The organism is Kribbella sp. NPDC056345, assembly GCF_042262745.1.
GTDB lineage: Bacteria > Actinomycetota > Actinomycetes > Propionibacteriales > Kribbellaceae > Kribbella.
Genome location: NZ_JBHJQQ010000002.1, coordinates 899,853 through 914,911 on the forward strand (window position 1 = coordinate 899,853; position 15,059 = coordinate 914,911).

General features: G+C 67.5%; 15 protein-coding genes. 3 read left to right on the plus strand and 12 right to left on the minus strand.

Going from position 1 to position 15,059, the window contains the following annotated elements:
- Positions 1 to 122: 122 nt before the first annotated feature.
- Entirely contained in the window at positions 123 to 1,328 is a 1,206-nt protein-coding gene (locus ACFCV3_RS09950; RefSeq protein WP_376028199.1) for an MFS transporter, read from the minus strand.
- 67 nt (positions 1,329 to 1,395) lie between these two features.
- Here ACFCV3_RS09950 and ACFCV3_RS09955 point away from each other — a divergent pair, with 67 nt between their 5' ends.
- Positions 1,396 to 1,809, plus strand: a complete 414-nt coding sequence (locus ACFCV3_RS09955; protein WP_376028202.1) for a MerR family transcriptional regulator — start codon at positions 1,396 to 1,398, stop codon at positions 1,807 to 1,809.
- Here the strand turns inward: ACFCV3_RS09955 and ACFCV3_RS09960 are convergent.
- Genes ACFCV3_RS09960 through ACFCV3_RS10005 form a run of 10 tightly spaced genes read right to left on the minus strand, consistent with a single transcriptional unit; the run spans position 1,752 to position 11,219 of the window.
- Positions 1,752 to 2,684 (minus strand): hypothetical protein, encoded by a 933-nt coding sequence (locus ACFCV3_RS09960; RefSeq protein WP_376028203.1) that lies wholly within the window; start codon positions 2,682 to 2,684, stop codon positions 1,752 to 1,754. The genes ACFCV3_RS09955 and ACFCV3_RS09960 overlap by 58 nt on opposite strands.
- Complete coding sequence (locus tag ACFCV3_RS09965; protein ID WP_376028205.1) at positions 2,659 to 3,906, minus strand: pyridoxal phosphate-dependent aminotransferase; 1,248 nt, start codon at positions 3,904 to 3,906, stop codon at positions 2,659 to 2,661. Before ACFCV3_RS09965 ends, ACFCV3_RS09960 begins: the two co-directional genes overlap by 26 nt.
- On the minus strand, positions 3,903 to 5,465 hold the full coding sequence (locus tag ACFCV3_RS09970) for an AMP-binding protein (RefSeq protein ID WP_376028206.1): 1,563 nt from the start codon (positions 5,463 to 5,465) through the stop codon (positions 3,903 to 3,905). Before ACFCV3_RS09970 ends, ACFCV3_RS09965 begins: the two co-directional genes overlap by 4 nt.
- Complete coding sequence (locus ACFCV3_RS09975) at positions 5,462 to 6,571, minus strand: Glu/Leu/Phe/Val dehydrogenase dimerization domain-containing protein (RefSeq protein ID WP_376028209.1); 1,110 nt, start codon at positions 6,569 to 6,571, stop codon at positions 5,462 to 5,464. The genes ACFCV3_RS09970 and ACFCV3_RS09975 overlap by 4 nt, the downstream gene beginning before the upstream one ends.
- 13 nt (positions 6,572 to 6,584) lie before the next feature.
- Positions 6,585 to 7,148: a gamma-glutamyl-gamma-aminobutyrate hydrolase family protein gene (locus ACFCV3_RS09980; protein ID WP_376028211.1), complete on the minus strand. Its 564-nt coding sequence runs from the start codon at positions 7,146 to 7,148 to the stop codon at positions 6,585 to 6,587.
- A 2-nt stretch (positions 7,149 to 7,150) separates the two neighbouring features.
- Complete coding sequence (locus ACFCV3_RS09985) at positions 7,151 to 7,942, minus strand: hypothetical protein (protein ID WP_376028213.1); 792 nt, start codon at positions 7,940 to 7,942, stop codon at positions 7,151 to 7,153.
- On the minus strand, positions 7,939 to 8,994 hold the full coding sequence (argC, locus tag ACFCV3_RS09990; protein ID WP_376028216.1) for an N-acetyl-gamma-glutamyl-phosphate reductase: 1,056 nt from the start codon (positions 8,992 to 8,994) through the stop codon (positions 7,939 to 7,941). Before argC ends, ACFCV3_RS09985 begins: the two co-directional genes overlap by 4 nt.
- A complete protein-coding gene (locus tag ACFCV3_RS09995) occupies positions 8,991 to 9,845 on the minus strand; it encodes a RimK family alpha-L-glutamate ligase (RefSeq protein WP_376028219.1) in 855 nt (284 codons plus the stop codon). Before ACFCV3_RS09995 ends, argC begins: the two co-directional genes overlap by 4 nt.
- 1 nt (position 9,846) lies before the next feature.
- Positions 9,847 to 10,032 (minus strand): hypothetical protein, encoded by a 186-nt coding sequence (locus ACFCV3_RS10000; protein WP_376028222.1) that lies wholly within the window; start codon positions 10,030 to 10,032, stop codon positions 9,847 to 9,849.
- Between the two features lie 32 nt (positions 10,033 to 10,064).
- Positions 10,065 to 11,219: a hypothetical protein gene (locus tag ACFCV3_RS10005; RefSeq protein ID WP_376028225.1), complete on the minus strand. Its 1,155-nt coding sequence runs from the start codon at positions 11,217 to 11,219 to the stop codon at positions 10,065 to 10,067.
- Positions 11,220 to 11,506: 287 nt separating this feature from the next.
- Here ACFCV3_RS10005 and ACFCV3_RS10010 point away from each other — a divergent pair, with 287 nt between their 5' ends.
- Complete coding sequence (locus ACFCV3_RS10010; protein WP_376028227.1) at positions 11,507 to 12,610, plus strand: acyl-CoA dehydrogenase family protein; 1,104 nt, start codon at positions 11,507 to 11,509, stop codon at positions 12,608 to 12,610.
- 2 nt (positions 12,611 to 12,612) lie between these two features.
- The gene (locus ACFCV3_RS10015) at positions 12,613 to 13,767 is read left to right on the plus strand and encodes an acyl-CoA dehydrogenase family protein (RefSeq protein WP_376028230.1); all 1,155 of its coding nucleotides are present in this window, start codon (positions 12,613 to 12,615) and stop codon (positions 13,765 to 13,767) included.
- 49 nt (positions 13,768 to 13,816) lie between these two features.
- Here ACFCV3_RS10015 and ACFCV3_RS10020 read toward each other — a convergent pair whose 3' ends face one another.
- A complete protein-coding gene (locus tag ACFCV3_RS10020; RefSeq protein ID WP_376028232.1) occupies positions 13,817 to 15,043 on the minus strand; it encodes a hypothetical protein in 1,227 nt (408 codons plus the stop codon).
- Positions 15,044 to 15,059 lie beyond the last annotated feature (16 nt).

The window sequence follows — 15,059 nt, forward strand, 5'->3', positions numbered from 1 at the left end:
ATAACACCCACCCCCCCCCATCCCTGTTTTTTATTTGGTGTGGGGGGTTCTTTTTTTTTTATCCGCCCCGGGTACATGGGGGGCGGGGCCCCCCCCCGCCCCCCCCGGGCACTCTTCGGCGATCAGGCTGCGTTTGGTCGCCGGCTCGGGAAGCCGTGCTTGCGGGCGAGGACGGCAACCAGCAGCACGGGGACGACCAGCACCAGCACGCCCCAGGGGAACGATGCCGGGCCGAGGACCGCGAGCAGGATGCCGCCGACAGCGCCGCCGCCGGCCATGAACGAGTTCCACGTGGTCACCAGGAGAGCCTGCCCCCGATCGCCACCGGCGTCGGTGACGGCCGTCTGCAGCAGCGTCGTGACGCCACCCCAGCTCAGGCCCCAGATGATCATGGCCGCGTACACCACGAGATCGCTGGTCGGTGCGACGCCGAGCATGGCTGCCGCCAGCACGAACATCGCCGCGGAGCCGATGGTCAGACCGCGCAGCTTGCGGTCGACCAGGGCACCGGTGACCACGATGCTGACGACCGAGGCGATCCCGAAGACCAGCAGTACGACGTCGCGCCGTCCGCCCATGTGGTACTCGTCGAGGAAGGTCGAGATGTAGGTGTAAAGGATGTTGTGGGCAAGCACCCAGGCCGCGACCGTGAACAGTACGGCGACGACGCCCGGAAGCTTGAGTGCCTTGAAGATGGGCTCGCGCTGCCCGACCGGCTGGCCCGGTGTGGACGGTACCGACAGTCCCATCCACGCCAGCAGCAGGACCGAGAGTGCGGCCACGATGCCGAAGGTGAGTCGCCAGCCGAAGAGGTTGCCGAGGAACGTGCCGACCGGGATACCCAGGGCCAGCGCGAGGGGGACGCCGGCCATGGTGATCGAGATGGCTCGCCCTTGCAGGTGCGGCGGTGCCAACCGGCGGGCGTAGCCGACCAGCTCGGCCCAGACCGCGGCCGCCGCGATACCGGCCAGCAGGCGGAAGCCCATGGTCAGGATGTAGCTGGAGGAGACCGCGGTGACGATGTTCGCAAGACCGATCATCGCGACCGCGAGCAGCAGCAGTTTCTTGCGGTTCCAGGTGGCGGTCGCCACGGACAACGGGATCGCCGAGAGGCCGGTCGCGATAGCATAAATCGTCAGCGACTGGCCTGCCGCGGACTCGCTGACCGACAGGTCGCGGGCCATCTCGGGCAGGACACCGGCGGGTAGGGCCTCGGTCAGGATGCCGACGAACGCCGCGGTGCTCAGCGCCAGCAGGGGTGACCAGGGGAGCTTGTTGTTCCCGCCCCCGACGGGCGGTGGGGAGATCTCAGTCTGGGAAGCAGCCATGGGAGATATACTCAAACCTTCTCATTGATGTGCAGGTCAAGGTCTTTGGACATGTGAGGTGCACCACATGCGGATCGGAACTCTGGCGGAGCGGACCGGGACGTCCCGGCGGCTGTTGCGCTACTACGAGGAGCAGGGCCTGATCGGCTCGCAGCGGTCCGCCAACGGCTACCGGGACTACGCCGAGTCCTGTGTGGACAAGGTGATCCAGATCCGCGGCCTGCTGGACGCCGGACTGCCGACCCGGGTCATCCGGGAGGTCCTGCCGTGTATGGACTCGCCGCGGGCGATCCGGATCTCCGCACCCACCGAGGAGACGGTCGCGCTCCTCGAAGGCGAGCGGGACCGGATGACCGAGCGCATCCGTTTCCTCGAGCGCAACCGCGATGCCATCTCGGAGTACCTGGTCGCGGTCCGGGAGGCTCAGGCAGAGGGCGCCCCCCAGACCCCGAACTCGGCCGAGGCCGCCGTCTCCGCCTGACCGGCGTACACGACGTCGTTCGCCAGCACGACACCGTGGCTGGCGATGTCGAAGACGATCCGGTCGCCGTCGGCGATCCGGAAGCCCGCGTGCCAGCTGGCCTTGTCCGACCCGAGGAGCAGGTAGTTCACCAGGCCGGGCCGCCGCATCCCGGCGTAGGAGAAGAGGTTGTCGACCATGTCCGGCACGCGCTGGAAGATCGAGTCCGCGCCGGCCGAGAAGTCGCCCTTCCAGGCGACCTCGCCGTCGCGCTCGATGATGATCTGCCCGGTGACAGTGGTCGGCGGTTCGCCGAGGAACAGCCACGGCGTCAGCGAGGTGTCACAGAGTTTCGCGTACGGCGTCCATCCCCACGGGTTCTGCAGATGCAGCCCGATGTCGTTCAGGTCGTTGCCGAACGTGTAGCCGGCGTAATGCGGGTTGCCGAACTCGTCGTTGACGAAGACCAGCCCGACCTCGGGCTCCTCTAGCAACTCGATCGAGGTCGATGGGACGGTCAGCGGTTTGCCGTTGGTCTCCAGCCAGGAACCGAACCCCTTGATCAGCCAGTTCGGTGCCTTGAACTCCTCGTCCGGAGCGGGCGGTGCCGGGAACTTCGAGCGGTGCGTGCCCATGAACCCGGTGACGAGCGAGTTGTTCGAGGCCGGCAGCAGCGGCGGCAGGAAGTGGATCTCCGGGTCGTCGGCCGCGACCGTGATCGTGTCGGTTCCGGAGGTCAGCGAGTCCAGCAGCGCCTGCGTGCCGCCACCGGCCAGTACGGCGTTCCGCAGCTGGTCCTCGGCCACCGGGAACAGGGTGACCGGCGCGTCGGTCGGCAAGCCCACCCCCGCGTAGCGGCGGCCGCGGAACTCAACTTCGAAGATGACGGTGGACATTGCTCTCCTTGAGTAGTTGGGTCAGGACTTCGGTCAGGCGGTCGATGGACGCCTTGATCCAGGGCAGGGTGAGTGGATCGGGCGCTGAGAGGGCGGCTGAACGCTCGGCGTCGGTCTCGCCGTACAGGCGGCTGGTCGCGGCCCGGATCCGCAGTGCGTGCTGGGGTTCGCCGAACGCCGTGCCGGGGAGCAGGGCGACGCCGTACCGGTTGCTGAGCAGTTGCGTGAGTTCGCCGCTGCCGGTGACACCGAGCTGTCCGCGAAGCGGCTCGAAGTCGGGGTAGAGGTAACAGGTCGCCTGGACCGGTGAGAGGTCGGCGCCGATTGTGGTGAAGACTCCGGCGACTTCCCGTACGACGCGTTCGTGCAGGCGGCGTGATGCGGCTACTCGCCGGATCACCTCTGGCGGTTCGGCCAAGGCGTACGCAGCCGCCGCCTGGACGGGAGCCGCCGTACTGGACCAGACCTGGCTTGCGATTCCGATGAGTTGGGTGCGGAGTTCATTGGTTGGTAGCCGGGCTACGCCGAGGCGCCAGCCGCCGACGGCCAGGTTCTTGGTCAGGCCAGTGGTGACGACGGTACGTTCCGGTGCGTAGATCGCTGGGGAGACGACGGGTGCATAGGCCAGGTCGCAGTAGATCTCGTCGGAGATGATCACCAGGTCCAGTTCGCGCGCCACCTCGGCGAGCTCGCGGACTGTCTCCGGCTTGGCGATCGTGCCGGTCGGATTGTCCGGCAGTGTCACCACGACACTGCGCGGATTCCCTCCCGCCCTGCGAGCCGTGTGCACTGCGGCCCGGAGCTCGGTCGGATCTGGTACGCCGCCTTCCCCGGGGCGCGTCCGTACCGGGATCGACCGCAAGCCGGCGAGCTGAGCCTGCGCGGCGTAGCTCACCCAGGTCGGCACCGCTACGACGACATCACCGCCGACTGCGAGCATCAGCGCGAACAGCAACGGCTTCGTGCCCGGACCGCAGACCACGTCGGCCGGATCGGTCGGCAGGCCGCGACGACTCCAGTAGCCCGCAGCCGCCAACCGCAGCTCGGCCGAACCGGCCACGGGCCCGTACGCGTTCCGGCCGGCCGCCGCGATCAGGTGCTCACGCAACTCCGGCAGCACCGGCAGCCCGATCTCGCCGGTGGCCAGGAATAAGACCTGCTCCCCGGCCAGCCGCCGACGCTCGAATTCCTCGTCGGCGGCCAGCGTCGCCGACATTCTCATGCGTAGAGCTTTCGGAGTTCGACCTTGCGCACCTTGCCAGTAAGGGTTTTCGGCAGTACGTCGACAACCTCCAGTCGCTCCGGGTAGAACCGCTCGTCCTGACCGGCAGACCGCAGGTGGGTGTGGATCTCCTGAAGGGTCGGCCGAGTGTTGCCTTGAGCAACGGCAACCGCCAGGATCGGGTCGTCTGTGGAGCCGGTGGTACCGACGAGGGCAGCCTCGGTGACCTTCGGGTGCTGGGAGATGACGGCTTCCAGCTCGGCCATCGGTACGACGATGCCGTCCCGCACGATGGTGTCCTTGGCCCGGCCGAGGATCCGGATCCCGCCGCGCCCGTCCTCGCGCGCCACGTCACCGGTGTCGAACCAGCCGTCCTCGGACACCTCGGCGTCGAACACGTCCTGCTGCTTGAAATACCCCAGCGCCTGGGATGCTCCCCGGACCCGCAGCCGGCCGACGGGAGCACGCTTCGACGGGTCGTGGCAAAGGTCGACGCGAATCTCCATCGAGTCGATCGGCCGGCCGTGACTGTGCGCGGCCCAGTCCTGGTCGTAGTCGAGCCGAGTGATCGTGATCGGCCCGAACTCCGACATCCCCCAGACCGAATAGGTCCGCGACCCGAACGTCGATCGCATCTCGTCGACGAGTCCCTGCAGCACCGGCGCCGCGCCGGTGACCGTGTGCTGAAGGCTGGAGACGTCGTGGGGATCGGCCTGCTGGACCCGTGCAACACCGCTGAGGGTTGGAGGGGGACCGTACAGAAGTGTGGCGCGATAGCGCTCCACGAGGTCCAGCAGGCCGGCTTTGTCGGGACCGTCCTGGAAGGCGACCGTCCCGCCGAGCAAGACGCTGGCGAGCACGCCCTGGCCGAAGCCCGAGTAGTGCACCAGCGGTGTCGTGTTCGCGACGACCAGGTCATCGCTGAGCATGAACGCGTCCACATAACCCCGTACGCCGGAATGCACGGTGTTCTGACTGTGCACAACGCCCTTGGAGAATCCCGTCGTACCGGAGGTGAACAGCACCACGAAGGGATCGTCCGGCCGCAGCTGCCGACCGGTCAGATCGACTGTGTCCTCCCACCGCGTGCAGACGAAGTGGTCGTGGAACTCAGGAGTGCCAACCACGATCAGGTGCTCCAGCGGGAGCTCGTCCTGCATCGTCCGTACGTCGGCCGCCAGCTCCGGAATGGTGATGCAGATCTTGGCCTCGGTCAGCGCGAGCCGATGATGCAGCTCGTCGCCTTGACACTCGGGTGCTATCGGAACGATGACCGCGCCGGCCGCCATCGTGGCGAACATCAGCGGCACGATCTCCCACCGGTTCGGCAGCTGCACCGCGACGGTGTCGCCGCGCTCAACCCCCAGCTGAAGAAGGGCTCCGGCGAACCGATCCGTCAGCGTGGACAGCTCCGAGTAGTCCAGCGTGTCGGTGTGAGCCTCTTCGAGACGGCGTCCGGCGATGGCGAGTTTGCGGGGCCGCTCCCGGGCCTGCCTGCGCAGGTCGTCGAGGAAGGTGTCATCCCGCCACCAGCCACGACGCCGGTACTCCGCAGTCATCGGCCGCGCTCCGCACGTCGTACGGCGAGGAGCTCGGGCAGCGGGTCGCCCGCGCCGGCCTGGGCAATCTCCAGCAGGGCCTGGGTGTTGAGCTTCACCCGGTTGCCGACCCAGTCGAAGACCCACGCCTTCCGAGCCTCGGCCTCGAGGTCGAACGGGACGACGCGGGTGACGGCGAGGGCTGCCGACGCGGCGCCTCCGATGTTCGCGATCACGCCCGGAACCAGTACGGCGCCGGCCGCGCGCGCCTTCTCCTGGGCCTCGGAGGTAGAGGCGATATTGGCGCCCTCGACAACGAGTTCGGCCCGCAGCCGGTGCACGTTCTCTGCGTTCAGCGCGCGCTTCTGGGCCGCGAGGATCAACAGGTCCGCATCGACATCCAGCCAAGCGTCCGAACCACTGCTCTGGTGCACGCCGTCCGGCAGCCGGGTCCGGTCGATGCGGCCGAACTCGTCGGTGATCGCGATCAGGTCGTCGACCGGCAGCCGGTTCGCGCTGATCGTGCCGTCGATATCGGCGACGCCGACAATCACGTGCCCGCGCTGCTCCAGGAACTTCGCGACAGCCCGACCGACCGCCCCAAATCCCTGGACGACGACTCGCGCCTGGCCGCGCTGACTCGCCTCCAGGGCGGTCAAGGCAGCCACGCCGACACCGTGCCCGGTGCAGTCGATCAGCGGCTCGTAGTACGTCCGCCAGTCGATCGGCATGTCCGGAGCACCGAGCCGGTAGCGCGGATCGTACTTCGCCTCCTCGAAGAAGATCGCCCGGTCGGCCGGGGTCACGCCCATGTCGATGCCGAGGTGGATTCCGCCGTGCAGCAAGGGTTTCACGATCCGGCCGAAGGTCCTGAACGTCGTCTCCCGGTCGGTACCGTCGGAGACGATCCCGGCCTTCGCGCCGCCGATCGGCAGCCCGGCCAGGGTGAACTTGTGGGTCATGTCGCGGGCCAGCCCCGCAACCTCCGCCTCGGTGACCCCCGGGGTCATCCGGGTGCCGCCCATTCCGAGGCCGTCGTACAGGGAGTCGATGACGACCCAGCCCTTGAGGTCGCCGCCGGCGCCGTTCAGGTGCACGGTCAGGGCGGGCTTGTCGTGCTCAGTCATTGCAGGGTTCCTTTCAGAGGAAGAGCTGGGCGAAACCGCGGAGGATCTCGCGGCCGTCGTCGCGGAACTCCAGGTGGGCCTGGGATCCGAAGATCCGGCCGTCGTCGGAGCGCAGGAACTCGACCGGGGCGTGCTCGGAACGCCCGATCGACCGGAAGCCGGCGGGTGCGGCCTGCAGGTAGAGGGTGTGCCGGTGGAAGACCGTGACTGTCGGCTTCACGAAGGTGAACAGCGCCTCGCTCTTGTCCACCTCAGCCTCGTGCCCGCCGACCCGCTGCTCACCTTCGGCCAGCTCCGCGCCCTGGGAGACAGCGATGATCTGCATACCGCCGCAGATCCCGAAGACCGGGACGTCCGACGTCATCACCAGATCGATCAGCGGCTTGTAGTACTCGGTGTCGTAGGCCCGGACCTTGGTACCGCTCAGCACGATCGCCTGGTGGCTGCCGTTCAGCTTCGCCGGTACTTCGGTACTCGCGACGACGTCGGTCGCCGCGCCGAAGTCCTCGAACCGCTTGCGCAGCTGGGGAAGCGACAGGGTCTTGTTGTTGACGACCAGTACGCGGGGTTGCGCCACGGTCATTGCTCCTTCGCTCTCGTGATCACGGTTCCGGTCCGGCCGGCCAGCAGATCGGAGACCGGGGCGCTGCCGATGACGACCTCGGCCACGCCCTGCTCCAAGGCCTCGCCGGCGGCACGCAGCTTCTTGCGCATGCCTCCGGTCGCTCCCTTGTCGCGGAAGGCCGCAGCGGCGTCGGCGTCGATCCGGGAGACCGGCTGGTCGTCGATCAGCAAATGCGCCACATCGGTGACCAGAACGAGGTTGGTGGCTCCGATGGCACCCGCGATGGCCGCAGCCGCGCGGTCGGCATCGGTGTTGACCTGTTGGCCGGCTTCGTTCCTGGCCAGTGGAGTCACCAGATAGACGTGGCCGGGCCGGAGGTTCTTGAGCACCGTCGGGTCGACCTTGGTGATCGGGCCGACCAGGTTCTCCAGTTCCACCAACTGCTTGCCCTGCCACCACCAGCGCTCGCCCGGCCCGGCGTACACGAGACCGTCGCTGCCGAGCCTCCGCTCGAGTGTGATGCCGCGATACTCCAACCTGGTGGCGACGTCATCGGCCATCACCGTGCTGACCGTCTTGATGTCCTCGATCACCTCGGTGGTGGTCCAGCGGCTCTGGTTGCCGTAGCGGTCCCGCAGGATCGCGGACGGGTCGCTGTAGCGCGAGCTGAGCTGCTTGAGCGGTTTCGACCAGCCGTGCACCAGTACGACGGGATGCTCCGCCGCGTGCACAGCCAAGTCGTTCCACCAGTCGCCGGCCAGGTCGTCGAGGCAGCTGCCTCCGAGTTTGACCACTAGCGGGCTCATGCGGGCATCACCGGCTGCATCGTCAGCCCGCTCTCCTCGGGGAGGCCGAACCGTAGGTTGGCGGCCTGGATCGCTTGTCCGGCAGCACCCTTGACCAGGTTGTCGAGCGCTGCGAGAGCCACGATCCGCTGGGACTCCTCGTCGTACAGGACGGTCACGTCGCAGTAGTTGGAACCCAGTACGGCCTGCGGATCCGGGACCGGAATCAGCGTCTCGTTGTGCCGCCGGACGCGGACGAACTGCTTGCCCTTGTAGAAGCGGGTGTACGCCCGATGCAGGTCCTTCTGGTTGACCTCGGCGTCGGTGAAGACGTAGTTGCTCGTCATCAGCCCGCGCACGTGCGAGACGCCGTACGCCGACATCGACAGCGAACCGATGGTTCCGGGCTTGGCGCGTTCGAAGAAGTCCCGGACCTCACCGGCATGGCGGTGGCCGGTGGGGGAGTACGGGGCGATCGCGCCGTTGCGGAGCGGATGCAGGTCTGTCTTGCGCATCGACAGACCACCACCGGAGGAACCGCTCTTGCCGTCGATCACGACCGTCTTGAGGTCCAGACCGAGCTCGAGGGTGAGCGGGGCCAGGGCCAGGGTGATGGAGGTGGCATAGCAGCCTGGCAACGAGATCAAGCTTGCTTGCGGCAACTGGTCGGCGATGAGCTCGGGGACGCCGTACACGAAGCGGTCGGCGAGCTCGGTGCTGCGGTTGACCTTCGGGTACCAGCGGTCGTGGAGCTCGGTGGTGCGGATCCGGAAGGCGCCGCTGAGGTCGATGATCGTCGGTCCCTTGTCAGCCAGGAGATTGGTCAGGTCCGCCGACACCGGCGCGGGGGTGGCCAGGAACAACACATCGACCTTGTCCGCGATGTCTTCGGTGACTGGTTGGACCGTCAGGCCGAGGTCCATCCGCAGCCCAGGGTGCAGCTCGGCAGGGCGGCGGCCTATCGCCGACGAGCCGCCGAGGAACGTGAGCTCCAGCTCGGGATGCTGGACGATCAGTCGGATCAGGTCGCCGCCGGCCAGCCCGGAGGCACCGACGATTCCGGCCCGGATCATCCGAGCACCTCCTCGAGATAGTTGCCGATGGCCACTGCCACGTCGACCCCGGTCGCGGTGGCGACGCCCCGGAAGCCCGGTGCGTGGTTGACCTCGTTCACCACGTAGCCCTTCGGCGTACGGAAGAGGTCGACGCCGTAGATGCCGGGGCCGAGGACGTCGAGGACACCGCTGACGATCTTGGCGACGTACGGGTCGTCCGCTGCGGCGTGACTGGTGTTGCCGAGGGCGGCGTTGTTACGCCAGTCCTCGCCGCCGGTGCTGAACTCGGCGACACCGACCAGCTCGTTGCCGACGACCAGGCAGCGCACGGAGGCGCCGCCGGCCAGGAACGGTTCGACCAGGCAGGCCTGCTCGAACGCGTGGCCGAGGTCCTCGACGTAGTCGTAGACGGAGTGGGCGAGATCGGATTCGCGGATCAACGTGACCCGCTTGCCCATCCCGCCGTACACGGGCTTGAGGACGACGGGCAGCGCGAACTCCGTGAGTGCCTTGGTGAAGTCGGAGCGCGAGAACACCATCCGGAAGTCCGGGACCGGGATGCCTGCTTGTCGCAGTGCGGTCCGGAGGACGGCCTTGTTCTCGCAGAGGTTGATGGCGTGCGCCGAGTTGATCACCCGGGTGCCGGACTCCTCGGCCAGGGTGGCGATCAGGCCACCCCGGGTGTAGCTCCGGCTGCGCAGCAGTACGGCGTCGAAGCCGGCCAGCGCCGAGGCGTCCGGATTGCCCAGGCAGAGCGACTCGTCGTTGATCCACTCGACGGACAGACCCAGCTCGGGTCCGGCCTGGATCAGCTGCCGCTCCTCCCAGGCGATCCGGTCCGCGACGATCGCGATGGACTTTGTGGGCATCTCACTGACCCCAGTCGCGCAACTGCACCTCGACCATCGACAGGCGCAGGTGGCCGTCGTCGATGCCCTCGACGCGCAGCGTCAGCATGCACTCGGGGCAGGAGAAGGTCTCCCCCTGCACGAGCGGGGGAACGGTCAGGTCGGTCTCACACTCGGGGCAGACACCGGAAAGGGTGGCGGTGGACATTTGGTGAACTCCAATAGATGAGTAGGAAGATTTCAGGCGGACTGGAAATCGACGGCGGCCTTGCGGATACCGTCCCGGTCCAGGAGGTTTCGGCCGGTTTCTTCCTGCCGATTGATGAGCCACGGGGTGAATTCGTCGACATCGACCGTCAGGCCGGAATCGTTGAGCGCCCATTTGACCAAGGCGGGAGTCAGACGGGTACGGACCAGGAGTTCCCGGGAATTGCCGACCAATTCCGCCGGAAGGGTTTCGTAGGCCTCCGGATTGGTGAGCTGCCCCGGCAATTCGTAGGCGAAGGCGTTCGGCGAGGTCGGGCCCGACTGGAACGCCGTACCGAGGCCTGCGCCGCGCAGCGCGACCCTGGACAGCTCGGTCAGGTGCGACAGGTCGAAGCGGTCGTCGCCGTACACGATGCGGAGTGCCATCAGCAGCTCAGCGAGGGGTGCGTTGCCGCCCCGCTCGCCGATGCCGCCGACGGTCGCGGAGATCCACTGGGCGCCGGCCCGGACCGCGGCGAGCGAGTTCGCCACGGCCATGCCCAGCATGTTGTGCGAGTGGATCTCGATCTCGGCACCGTCGATCTCGGTGAGGCTCGCGATCTGGTCCTGCATCTGCCACGGCGACAGGTAGGCGACCGTCTCGGCCACCCGGAACCGGTCGGCGCCGACCGCGAAACCGGCTGTGACATAAGGAACCAAGCGCTCCTTGGGCGTGCGGGCACCGTCCTCACCGCTGAAGGTGACGTGGAACCCACGGTCCTTGGCCTGTGTGATGGCGGACTTCGCCAGCGCCTCGAGGAAGCGCGGGCTGGGTGATCCGAGCTTGAGCTTGGCGTGCTGCTCGGAGGTCGGGATCGAGTACATGATGTGGTGGACGCCGAGCCGCTGCGCCTCGTCCAGGGCGGTGGCGACCTGCTGGCGGTCCCGGACCACGACGAGCGACATGCTGCGCTCGGGCCCGATCGCCCCGTGGGTGGCCTCGATCAGGTCCGCGTCCTTGCTGTTCGGGCCCGAGATCATCCCGACCTCGACCAGCTCGATGCCGGTCTTCACCAGCAAGTCGGCGATGACTGCCGCATCCTGCGGGCCGAATTCGACGCCGGCCATATGCGCCGAATCCCGCAACGTGGCGTCGGACAATCGGGGCCGGATTTGCTGCCCGTCGTCGGTGCTTACCGCTGGTTCCATTGCGTTTGTGCTCCCTTTGGCTGGGTGGCGGATTTCCGGCCGCGGGGCAGCCCCGACAGCGTGAGAGCGGGGCGGCTTCGCGAGCTGTTCACCACCTTGCGGCGCCCGGGACAGGCGGGGCAAGCAGGTCTGTGTCAAGGATTGTGGAGCCTTGTGAGGCTGCGCGAGCGTGCGTGTCGAAATCTGCCGAGCGGTGGTTTTCTGTGACGATTCCGGATCTGCTGGGGAATCACGGATACGTTTCCTGAAATCATCCTGCCTGCGTTTGTGAAGGGAAGGGATTCAGCGTGCTTCCGAAATTCCCTGGTGCCAGCGGTGACCGTGCCGGTTCGGTGGCCGAGCAGGTCCGGCAGCTGGCCGGCCACCTCGCCCGGCCGACCGCGGCCACCCGCGATCGGCACCGCGAGTGGGACGAGACCCTGTTCAAGGCCCTGACGGTTCCGGGCACTTTCGGTGGCGGGCTGACCGCCGTACAGACGTGTGCGTTGCTGACTGCGTTGGGGGAGGGTTCGCAGGATCCTGGGCTTGCTCTGGCCGTGACAACGCATGCAGTGCTGGTGACTGTGCCGCTGCGGACCTTCGGTACGTCCGCGCAGCGGGATCGCTACCTGCCGGCGATTGCGGCGGGTGATTGGATCGGCGGACTGTCGCTGCTGCAGACCTCCGGCGGTCCCGCTACCGTGACGGCTCGCGCTTCCGGTCCGGACTGGTTGCTCTCCGGGGCGCTGGATTTGGTTGCTCTAGGCCCCAAAGCTCATCACTTCCTGGTCATCGCCGAGCACAGCACTGGCTCGCGGACGGCGTTCTTGGTCGACGCGGACACTCCTGGTCTGGAGGTCGAGGAGATCGCTCCGGCCGCACTCCGCACCTGCCCGTGGGGCCGAATCGTCCTCGACAACTGCCAAGTGCCGGCCGAGGCCGTCCTCGGCTCGGTCGGCGGCGCCGCCACTGAGGTCGAGCCGCTCCTGGCGACGCTGGACTGGATCTTCGTCAGTGCCGCGTGGCTCGGCATCCTCCGTGCCCTGGCGACCGGGTCGCTCGCCGCCACCCGCACTCGCGTGCTCCATGGTGCGCAACTCCTGGACTCCCAGTCCGCCCGCTTCACGCTCGCAGACCTGAACATCCAGAACGAACTTGTCGCCGGACAACTCGCTCAGGTCGCTGCCGGTCTGGACGATTCCACGCCGACCACCTACCAGGACGCCGCGTCTGCTCGCCTGTTCGCGACGACCGCCGTTCGGGCTGTCACCTCGGGCGCGGCCGAGCTCGCCGGTCCGGTGGGTGATGACCTGGTCGACCGTGCGTACCGCGATGCCCGCTTCTTTGTCTCGTCCGGCGGTGGCGCCGAAGTTCTGCGCCCCGTGATCGCTGCGTCGATGTTTGAGGACTGATCATGACTACTACCTATGACGGAATCGCCGGCCGGGCCGCTCAGGTCGACGCCACCGGCACCATCCCGACCGAGAACTGGCAGGAACTCGTAGCCAGCGGCTACTTCGGCGTCTTCCATCCCACTGAACTCGGTGGCACCGGAGGGGATGCGGCGGCACAGTTCGCAGCCATGGAAGCGCTGGCCCGCGCGTGCTCCGGCACGTATTGGTCGGCCACCGTCTCTGCGTTGCTCTGCGGCAATCTGCTGCGGACCTATGGCAACGAGAAACACCACGATCTGGTTCGCTCCCTCGTCAGTGGCGAGCGGTTGGCGGCGTTCGCGATTGTCGAGACGGCGGCTGGGAGTGACGCATCCACCTATCAAACGCTGGTCCGCCGTACTGGCGACGGGTTCACCATCAGCGGCGAGAAGTCCCGCATCACCAACGCCCCGCGCGCCGACCTGGCCGTCACCCTCGCCCGCCGCGAAGTGGTCGACGACGGTCCCGAATGGTGCCTGGCCTTCGTCGAACTCGACCAGCCCGGCGTCCGCCGCTACGACATCCCGCACATGGGTCTCCGCGGCATGCCCTGGGGCGGCATCGTCTACACCGACGCCCACGTCGACGAAGCCAACGTCATCCCCGTCCCCTTCACCGAACTCGCCGAAGGCATGACCTGGGGCTGGCTCCTGGTCTCCATCGCCGCCATCGCCACCGCCGAATCCGCACTGGCCGCCTCGGTCCGGCACGCCCAACAACGCATCTCCTTCGGCCGCCCCCTGGCCCACATGGAAGGCGTCCAAGCCCAACTGGCCGACTCGCGAGCCCAACTCGACGCCGCCCGCGTCCTAGCCCTCCGAGCCGCCACCGAACGCGTAGCCGGCCACTCCGCCAAAGACCTCATCGGCATGCTCAAGGTCTACGCCACCGAACTAGCCGTGGAAATCACCCAACGCGCCGTCCAGATCCACGGCGCCACCGGCGTAACCCAAGGCCACGAAGTAGAACGCCACTACCGAGACGCCCAGATGAACGTAGTAGGCGCCTTCGCCACCAACCGCCTCCGCGAACAACTAGCCGAGAACCTCACCCAAACCCCAGCCACCTACCGCCCCTCCACCTACCACCCCATCAACGCCGCCCCGTCTTGGTGGATCCCCACCACGGGCTACTGAGCCGACTTCGGGCCGGCCGGAGCACCGCCCCGCTCCGGCCGGCCCGGAGTCACTTGATCATCAGCGTGACGCCCGCACGTGCGGAGATGTTCTGGACGGTGCTGAACACCATGTCGACGTTGTCGTTGCCGGCGCAGTCCACGGTCCCGGTGTGCTGTCCCCAGGCCTTCGCGGCCTGAGGCGAGTACGTCGTGATCCAGGGTGCACCTGAATCACCCTGCCGGGTCAGACCGGCGTCGGCGATCACACACGTCTGCCGGTTGAGAAGGGTTCCGTCGACCACGACCGAGCTGGTGCGGGTTGCGATCGTGCCACAGACCAGGCCGGTGATCGCTCCACTCGAGCACACCTTCACGCCCGTCACCGTGCCGGTGTCGATCCCAATGACGTCACGGGAGCTGGTGGTCTCCGCACCGCCCACATAGACAATCGGAAGGACGCCGACGCCGGACGTGATCCTGACCAACGCGAAATCGACATACTCGTGGTCGTTGAGGTACTTGGCGCCGATGTATCCGACGCGCTGATCTCGGGCCACCTGGAAGATGCTGTCGCTGACGGCCGCACAGTGACCGGCCGTGCTCACGTATCCCAGCCCGTCCGAATGACGAATCCAGTTGAATCCCGCCGTGCACTTCGCGGTGCCCACAGCACGGGAGCCGTCCGCGCTGTGCCACAAAGCCATGCCACCGACGTACGACCCACTGTTGGCGTAGCGCGACTGTGCCTCCGGGGCTGCGCCGGGCGTGATGTCGACGATGTTGCCGAAGTGCTTGCGGGCGGCGGCCTGCAAGGGACCGGCGCCGGTCAGAGCGTGCGCCTTGATGCGGCCGGTCAGCTCGTCGACGGATCCACTGAGGACGTTGTCGACGGCGGCCTTGCCGCCCCACTTGGCCCGCTCCTGCATGAACCTGGTGATGAGCGCGTTCTGCTCATCCAGGCTCAGCGGCACCGACCGATACCTGGTCGTCACCGTGGAGCCGGCCAGCCGGCCGCTGATCTCGGCCTGCAGTTCTTGACGGTGGTCAGCCTGTTTCGCCTTGGGCTGCACGAGGTTGATGTACAGCACCTTCGCCGCCGCGTCCCAGTGCGCGCCGGCGTACGACCCCGCATACTTCGCGGCGGCCTTCTCGGCCTGATCAGCCGCATCGAGCACCGGCAGCTCTTCGATCGGTGTCAGATTGCCGGCAACCGCCGGCGGGGCCGGAGGCTCGGCGGCAACGGATGGTACGCCGGTGGCACCGAGCAGCAGCGCTGCCGACACCAAAATGGGCATGGCAAAGCGAACTCTT

Bases quoted from the DNA above. Each gene is read 5' to 3' on its own strand.
- ACFCV3_RS09950 (WP_376028199.1), bottom strand. From the start codon at position 1,328: ATGGCTGCTTCCCAGACTGAGATCTCCCCACCGCCCGTCGGGGGCGGG.
- ACFCV3_RS09955 (WP_376028202.1), top strand. From the start codon at position 1,396: ATGCGGATCGGAACTCTGGCGGAGCGGACCGGGACGTCCCGGCGGCTG.
- ACFCV3_RS09960 (WP_376028203.1), bottom strand. From the start codon at position 2,684: ATGTCCACCGTCATCTTCGAAGTTGAGTTCCGCGGCCGCCGCTACGCG.
- ACFCV3_RS09965 (WP_376028205.1), bottom strand. From the start codon at position 3,906: ATGAGAATGTCGGCGACGCTGGCCGCCGACGAGGAATTCGAGCGTCGG.
- ACFCV3_RS09970 (WP_376028206.1), bottom strand. From the start codon at position 5,465: ATGACTGCGGAGTACCGGCGTCGTGGCTGGTGGCGGGATGACACCTTC.
- ACFCV3_RS09975 (WP_376028209.1), bottom strand. From the start codon at position 6,571: ATGACTGAGCACGACAAGCCCGCCCTGACCGTGCACCTGAACGGCGCC.
- ACFCV3_RS09985 (WP_376028213.1), bottom strand. From the start codon at position 7,942: ATGAGCCCGCTAGTGGTCAAACTCGGAGGCAGCTGCCTCGACGACCTG.
- argC (WP_376028216.1), bottom strand. From the start codon at position 8,994: ATGATCCGGGCCGGAATCGTCGGTGCCTCCGGGCTGGCCGGCGGCGAC.
- ACFCV3_RS09995 (WP_376028219.1), bottom strand. From the start codon at position 9,845: ATGCCCACAAAGTCCATCGCGATCGTCGCGGACCGGATCGCCTGGGAG.
- ACFCV3_RS10000 (WP_376028222.1), bottom strand. From the start codon at position 10,032: ATGTCCACCGCCACCCTTTCCGGTGTCTGCCCCGAGTGTGAGACCGAC.
- ACFCV3_RS10005 (WP_376028225.1), bottom strand. From the start codon at position 11,219: ATGGAACCAGCGGTAAGCACCGACGACGGGCAGCAAATCCGGCCCCGA.
- ACFCV3_RS10015 (WP_376028230.1), top strand. From the start codon at position 12,613: ATGACTACTACCTATGACGGAATCGCCGGCCGGGCCGCTCAGGTCGAC.
- ACFCV3_RS10020 (WP_376028232.1), bottom strand. From the start codon at position 15,043: ATGCCCATTTTGGTGTCGGCAGCGCTGCTGCTCGGTGCCACCGGCGTA.